Annotated in this window: 5 protein-coding genes, 1 tRNA gene and 1 pseudogene; 5 read left to right on the forward strand and 2 right to left on the reverse strand. The window is 69.0% G+C overall.

The window, feature by feature from the left end; genetic code table 11:
• Nucleotides 1-199 precede the first annotated feature (199 nt).
• The 5 genes from ACYVE9_RS12545 (at nt 200) to ACYVE9_RS12565 (ending at nt 5,468) form a co-directional block, all read left to right on the forward strand.
• Nucleotides 200-427: a hypothetical protein gene (locus ACYVE9_RS12545; RefSeq protein ID WP_461027885.1), complete on the forward strand. Its 228-nt coding sequence runs from the start codon at nt 200-202 to the stop codon at nt 425-427.
• A gap of 128 nt (nt 428-555) precedes the next feature.
• Nucleotides 556-1,833, forward strand: coding sequence for a serine/threonine-protein kinase (locus tag ACYVE9_RS12550; protein ID WP_461027886.1), 1,278 nt, complete (start codon nt 556-558; stop codon nt 1,831-1,833).
• A 13-nt stretch (nt 1,834-1,846) separates the two neighbouring features.
• Nucleotides 1,847-2,605 carry a hypothetical protein gene (locus ACYVE9_RS12555; RefSeq protein ID WP_461027887.1) on the forward strand — a complete coding sequence of 253 codons (759 nt, stop codon included), beginning with the start codon at nt 1,847-1,849 and terminating at the stop codon, nt 2,603-2,605.
• Between the two features lie 85 nt (nt 2,606-2,690).
• Nucleotides 2,691-4,595: a hypothetical protein gene (locus ACYVE9_RS12560; protein WP_461027888.1), complete on the forward strand. Its 1,905-nt coding sequence runs from the start codon at nt 2,691-2,693 to the stop codon at nt 4,593-4,595.
• A 117-nt stretch (nt 4,596-4,712) separates the two neighbouring features.
• Nucleotides 4,713-5,468, forward strand: a complete 756-nt coding sequence (locus ACYVE9_RS12565; RefSeq protein ID WP_461027889.1) for a barstar family protein — start codon at nt 4,713-4,715, stop codon at nt 5,466-5,468.
• A gap of 525 nt (nt 5,469-5,993) precedes the next feature.
• On the opposite strand, the gene ACYVE9_RS12570 is transcribed toward ACYVE9_RS12565, so the two are convergent.
• Together ACYVE9_RS12570 and ACYVE9_RS12575 are read right to left on the reverse strand one after the other, a co-directional pair.
• Nucleotides 5,994-6,066 (reverse strand) — tRNA-Ala (locus ACYVE9_RS12570).
• A gap of 75 nt (nt 6,067-6,141) precedes the next feature.
• Nucleotides 6,142-6,339: pseudogene (locus tag ACYVE9_RS12575) on the reverse strand (hypothetical protein); the annotation flags it as partial.

The following is a 6,339-nucleotide window of genomic DNA, read 5'->3' on the forward strand; positions in this document are numbered from 1 at the left end:
ACGCCCCGCGGGACACAGGGGATCTCGCGGGGCGTCCGCCGCACCCGAGCGCCGGCGCGTCCCGTGCCGGACCGGCCGTACATGGCCGTTGGTGCTGTGGCCGGTCTCCTGACCTGTTCCCCTGGGACCTCCCGGCGGCATCCTCGCTCTGACACCCCGCAGCACCGCACCATCGCACCTGCGGCATCGAGGAGTTGACATGGCGTACCGCTACCGATGCGGCGAATGCGGCTTCACCACCCGGTGGACCACCGAGTCCGAGGCCGAGGACCTCACCGTCGCCCACTACGCCGACCGGCACCCCCGACTCGTCCCGGGCGGCAGCGTGGAGATCAACCGGAAGGACCCGAACTCCCTCGGCTGCATACCCCTGTTCGGCCTGGCGTGCCTCGTCCTCTTCCTGGTCATCGCCTCCTGCCAGCGCTAGTCGAGACCAGAGCCCGTGACGAAGGAACTCAACGCCGCCGGCCCGCGGCCAGCCCATGACCACCCGCTCCTGCCCAGTCCCGGCGCCAGCGACACGGGCGCCTTACCAACACCCGAAGGGGGAAAGGGATGACCGGCCCACGGCTGCTGCCACTCGGTCCGGACGACCCACGGCAGCTCGGCGCGTACCGCATCGAGCGGCGGATCGCCTCCGGCGGGATGGGACGGATCTACCTAGGGCGGTCCGGCAGGCCCGGCGAAGGCGGCCACCTCGTGGCGGTCAAGACGCCGATCACCGAGGGCACGGTCAGCCCCAGCGACCGCAGGCGGTTCGCCCGCGAGGTGGAGCTGGCCCGTCGAGTGGACAGCGTGCACACGGCCCGCGTACGCGACGCGGGACTCGCGGACCCCCGCCCGTGGATGGCGGTCGACTACATACCCGCACCCCCGCTCTCCGAACTCAGCGACACCCAGGGCCCGTTGCCAGCCACCGCTGTCCGCTGGGTGGCGGCTGGCGCCGTGCGCGCCCTGACAGCGCTGCACGACGAAGGCGTCATCCACCGGGACGTGAAACCGCAGAACATCCTGCTGCCCGCGGCGGGCCCCCGCCTCATCGACTTCGGCATCTCCCACGCGTACGACCTCACCCGCACCGCCCTGACGCTGGGCACCCTCGCGTTCAGCTCACCGGAACAGGCGCACGGCCAGGAATCCACCACGGCATCCGACGTGTACTCCCTGGGCGCGACGCTCTTCTACCTGGCCGTGGGCCGCCCGCCCTACCGCGACACCGAGCACATGCTCCAACTACGCGCTCTCGTGGAGAACAACGACCTGAGACTCGAGGGGCTGCCGAGGGAGTTGGTTCCGCTCATCCGCCCCTGCCTGGCCGCCGAGCGCACCCAACGTCCGCACCTCCACGACCTCCTGGCGGAGTTGGACCGCACCGTCCCACCTGCAGGCGGTGAACGATGGCTGCCACCACCCTGGAGGGCGCTGATCGAGACGTACGAGGCCGAGGGCCGGCGCCTGCGGGACACCGCCCCCAGTAGCCAGACGGCCACGGAACGCCTCCTCACCCAGACCCTGCCGGCGATCCCCACCCGCCCCTACACGCAACTGCGCGAGACGTACACACAACTGCGGGACGCCGTCCGAGCCCCGCAGCATCAGGACGGGCTCGGTCACGTCGCGGACACCTTGCGGCGCTGCCAGGAGGAACTCCAGCAGCGTGTACAGCAGAGGGAGGTGAGGCGGGGGCAGGAGAGACGGGAGGAGCGTGCGAGGGAGGCGCGCGCAGCGCGAACGCGAGGAGGCGGACCGGCACGAACAGCTGCGCAGGGCGGAGCAGAAGCGCAAGCGGGAGGAAACAGAGCGCAAGCGGGAGGAAGAGGAACGCAGGCGTGAGGCACTGCGGTCAGTGGCCAGCTTCACCGGCGCCATGCTGCTGGTCGTCGCGGTCATCGGCGGGATCGCGCTCGCCCGGGAGGAGGGGCTGATCCCTGAGCGGAACAACCACGCGAGCCCACCGCGCACCACCGTCCCCACCCACACCCCGACGAGCCGGTACACCCTGCCGCCTGAGCAGTACCGCAACGCGAGCCCGTCGCGCTCCCCGGCCCCCACCCGCACCCGCACCCGCACAGCCTGGAACAACACCGGTGGCGGCTTCGGCTCGGCCGACAACAGCTACACCTCGCCGCCGCCCCGAGAGCCGGACCCTCGGGACATGGCGTTCGCGGCGGTACGTGGCGGGGACTGCCTCAACGTCCACGACGACGGCTACGAGAGATGGAGCAAGGACACGCCGCAGACCGTGCCGTGCGGCTGGCTGACCGCGTACGTGCGTGTCACCGAGGTGACGGACTTCGACATGTGCGAGTCAGGTGGCGGGCGCACCTCCTGGCCGCACAGGAACGACGACCGCACGCGCACGGTGCTGTGCCTGGAACGGCAGTTCCGGACGGGCCAGTGCTTCCTCTCCACCGCGAAGGACCGTCGTCCGAACACGGCGAACCTGATGACCATCTGGGACTGCAACGCGAGCAAGGTGCCGGTCAAGTACGACTTCATCATGCGGATCACAAGCGTCAGATCCGGCACCGTCGGCAACTGCGGCTGGGACTACGCCTGGGAGATCCACGGCGGCAGAGGCACGATCTGCGCCACGGTCGCCTGAGCGACGCCGCCCTCGTCAGGCACAGCCTCCCCACTCAAAACCGACCGTCCACGAGGCGACGTACCACTCAGCTCAAGGAGACCCGATGGACCAGCCGACCCTTCCGCCGGACGGCCACACACCAACCCAACCGCCGCCGACGCCACTCGCCGTACCGCCGCAACCCGCCTACCCACCACCGCCGCCAGGCGCCCCCGGACTCCTGCGGCCTCGTACCCGGACGGCACGACGACGCGCCTGGCTGATGCTGGGCGGTGCGCTCACCGTCGTCCTGGCGCTGGTAGCCGGTGTGCTGGTCGTGACCGGCGCCGGACTTGTCGGCGGCAGCGACAGCTCCGACCGGTCCGGCGGCGGCTCAGACGGGACCGCGGCCGCGCGGCAGAAGCAGACGCCGCGTCACGACCTGAAACCATTCTGGGAGGCCGTGGAGGACCTGGCGGCCGCCGAGGGCCTGCGCTACGAGGACACCTCCGCCTTCGGGGTCACCGAGAACGAGATCACCGTCACCGCCGGCGGCAGCAAGTACGGCACCACCGGCTCCGGCAATAGCCGACACGACCAGGACCTGCTCAGCGTCGGCGGCAAGACGTTCCTGCGCTGGCAGAAGGACCCCGCCCCCGGACCCGGGGCGGGGCCCGGCGCACGCGAGAAGCCCAGCGCGTGGACGGCCGGCCTGGACGACGGCTCCACGCTCGTCAAGGAGTCCCTTGAGCGCACCCTCCCCCCGCCGAAGCTCGCGGAGGTCCTGACCAAAGCCCTCGCCGAGGAGGCGAGGAATCCGCCCCCGAAGTCCCGAGCCGAGGAACGCCGCCGCAGCGTGCAGGGGACACCCGCGCGCGCCGTGAACACGCCGGCCGGCCGGCTGCTGGTCACCAGGGACCGACCGCACCGCGTACTGCGCCTGGAGTCCTACGATCCGCGCGAGGCCCTCGACCAGTACCGCGACGGCGAGACACCGACCGAGCTCCCGCGGGTGACCATCGGACCGCTCGCCGGGGGCCAGGCCGAGGGCATGGACCTCACGCCCGTCACCGGCGACGACGTCAAGCAGATGTTCGACGACCTGCTCAAGCGCACCAAGCAGCTCAAGGGCGCCACCGACCGCGGCATCAACTTCACCCTCAGCGGCTCGGGAAAGCTGAGCTGCGGCGCCGGAGGCTGCTCCGTCGATCAGCGGTTCACCGGTCAGGTCTCCGCCAAGGCCCGGGAGCAGCGCGTCACCGGCGGCAAGGTCACCGCCGTACTGAGCGCCACCTTCACCATCGGCGGCCGGCCTGCCGGCTCGTGCACCAGCAGCCGCGGCACGTTCCCCGTCACCGGCGGACGCGTCTCGGGCAGCCTCCGCTGCACCAACCCGGGCGCCGGCTCCGTCTACTCCTCCGTGGCCGCTCAGGAAAAGGCCAAGGCCCAGGCCCAGTCCCGGGCCAACGGCGGCCGTCCCGTCCGCTACAGCATCCCGCTGCGCGCCCGCACCCTCGTCGACGCTCGCGCCCTCGCCGCGGTCGAGGTCAAACGACTCGTCGACCGCGTCCAACGCGAACGCGACACCGCGGACTGCCCCACTCACCCGGACACGGCGCCCCAAGGCGCTCCCGGCATCCCCGTCGCGGGGGCGATTGACCGGATGTCGGCGACCGGTGTCGTCACACCTGTTCGCAACGGCAAGTGTCCCGACGGGAAGCTGTCTGACCCGCTCCCGCAAGGGATGTCCAAGCACTTCGTGAAAGCCTATGACGACATCAAGGCCGGGAGGGGTGTTCCCCAGACAGACCCCTCCACAGGGGCACAGAAGGTATTCCAAGGGAGGGCACCTCACGAAGGGCGCTGGGCTGGAGCCTTGGAGTATCGAGTCCCCGGCGCGACGGGCGACCAGGCTCGAATCCTGGTGAAGACTCTGCCCGACGGACGGACAGTGATGGGGTGGACGAACGACCACTACCGGACGATCAAGCCGTTCAGTGCACCCCACTTCCCGGACTCCGGTTGGTGAGTGACTCCGGCTCACCGTAGGACAGTCCCACGGTGACGGAGTGTGGAGAGGCGACATTGCCCGCGCCTCTCCACACTCCGTGGAAGACTCCACTACCCACCGACCGAAAGACAGGAAATGAGCGAGGACAACACCCCTCATCCGATCTACCACCTGGTAGAGGAAGAGTCCGGCAGAGTCATTATCAAGGCACACGAGATCGACGGGTTCTTCGTTGATTCGGATCGCGTCATGCCAGAAGACGTCCTGATTCTTGGTTCGGCACGGTATCCAGTCCGCATCGGCAAGGATCTCACCGATGTGGAATTGCACGTGGTCAATCCGGCCGGCGCAACAGTTGGGTCCTACTACATCGGCATCGTAGGGTTGCGATCCGAGTTGCCTGGCGGGGCACACTCCGGGCAGATCGGTTTCCTGGCCACCTTCTACGGCCACACCTGCCCCTACCCGGCGGCAGGAGTGATCTGGCAGCGACGGGCTTCCGAAGATCCACTCCGTCGCGGGGAATGGATGGAGTACCCCGCAGAAGCGCACGAAAGCTGGCTCCACGTGACCCAGAACTCATGGTTTGCGACCGGGCACACAGCCACAAGATACGACACCGGAACGAGTTGCACGATCGACGGCAGCAAGATCCTCAACGAAAGCAGCTTCTACTGCGAACTCGGCGAATCAGTAAACGGCGTGGGAGGATATTTCGGATCCAATCTTGACGCGCTCGCCGATTGTCTCGCCTCATCGACGGCGACCGGCAACCGGTTTGATGTTCTGTGGCGCGAATCAACCCCTTCCAGGGAGAGGATGGGCGCTTCCCTTGCCGGTTCCGTCATGGGCATTCTCAGGGAGTTCGATATTGACGTAACGCTGAGGTAGCACAGGACAAGCGACGGAATTCGGCCCGTGCGACTGGACCGGTGCGGAGTTTGGCGAGGATCGGTCAGGTCGAGAACCGCTGACCACGTCGGTCAGGCGCTGGTCGTGACACAGCACGGATTTGACGGTCACCGTCCTGCGCGCGGTGAGGCATCAGCGTCACGGCCCGCCCACCCCTTCCCCGGCGCCGGCACGGTCGAGGACGACACGTCGGCGCGTGTTGCGCACGCACCCACTCAGGGTCCTGTTCGGCGAGCGCGAGTTCACCGTGATCCGTTGCGCGACCCGTCCACGCTGCCCCGCCGGGATCACGCACGCCCGCCCACAGCCCAGAAACGCCTCACGCACCCGAACCACCCCGAAACCACAGGCCGACGACCGCCCGGCAACCGCCTCCGGCACCGATCGCGTTCGGACAGCTCCTCGAACAGACCCCGGAAACGCCAAGATCCCGCCCGATCTTGCGATCGGACGGGATCTCGTGAACTCTTCCTGAGCGAATTCAGGAACAGTCCTTCTGTCCTGTGGACCTGAGGGGATTCGAACCCCTGACCCCCTCGTTGCGAACGAGGTGCGCTACCAACTGCGCTACAGGCCCTTGGAACGAGTGAAACTCTAGCACCCGAGTCGCCGTGCGCGAAAATCAGTACCGTGCCAGGTCACCGGCCCGGTGTCACTCGTTGGCGGCGCGACGGCGCTCCTGCTCGGCGTTCTGGTCGAAGAGCGGCGTCCGTCCGCGCTGGCGGCCCCGGCGGGTCTGGGGACGGCTTTCCGTGACCGGTGCCGGCGGCGGGTCCGCGGAGGTGGAGCGGGCCGAGCTCCACGCGTCGGCGGCTCCCAGGTCGACGCGGGGGGCGTTGCGCGGCGCCAC

The organism is Streptomyces sparsus (assembly GCF_054776295.1).

Coding starts and splice junctions, on each gene's coding strand:
- ACYVE9_RS12565 (WP_461027889.1), top strand. CDS start 4,713: ATGAGCGAGGACAACACCCCTCATCCGATCTACCACCTGGTAGAGGAA.
- ACYVE9_RS12560 (WP_461027888.1), top strand. CDS start 2,691: ATGGACCAGCCGACCCTTCCGCCGGACGGCCACACACCAACCCAACCG.
- ACYVE9_RS12550 (WP_461027886.1), top strand. CDS start 556: ATGACCGGCCCACGGCTGCTGCCACTCGGTCCGGACGACCCACGGCAG.
- ACYVE9_RS12545 (WP_461027885.1), top strand. CDS start 200: ATGGCGTACCGCTACCGATGCGGCGAATGCGGCTTCACCACCCGGTGG.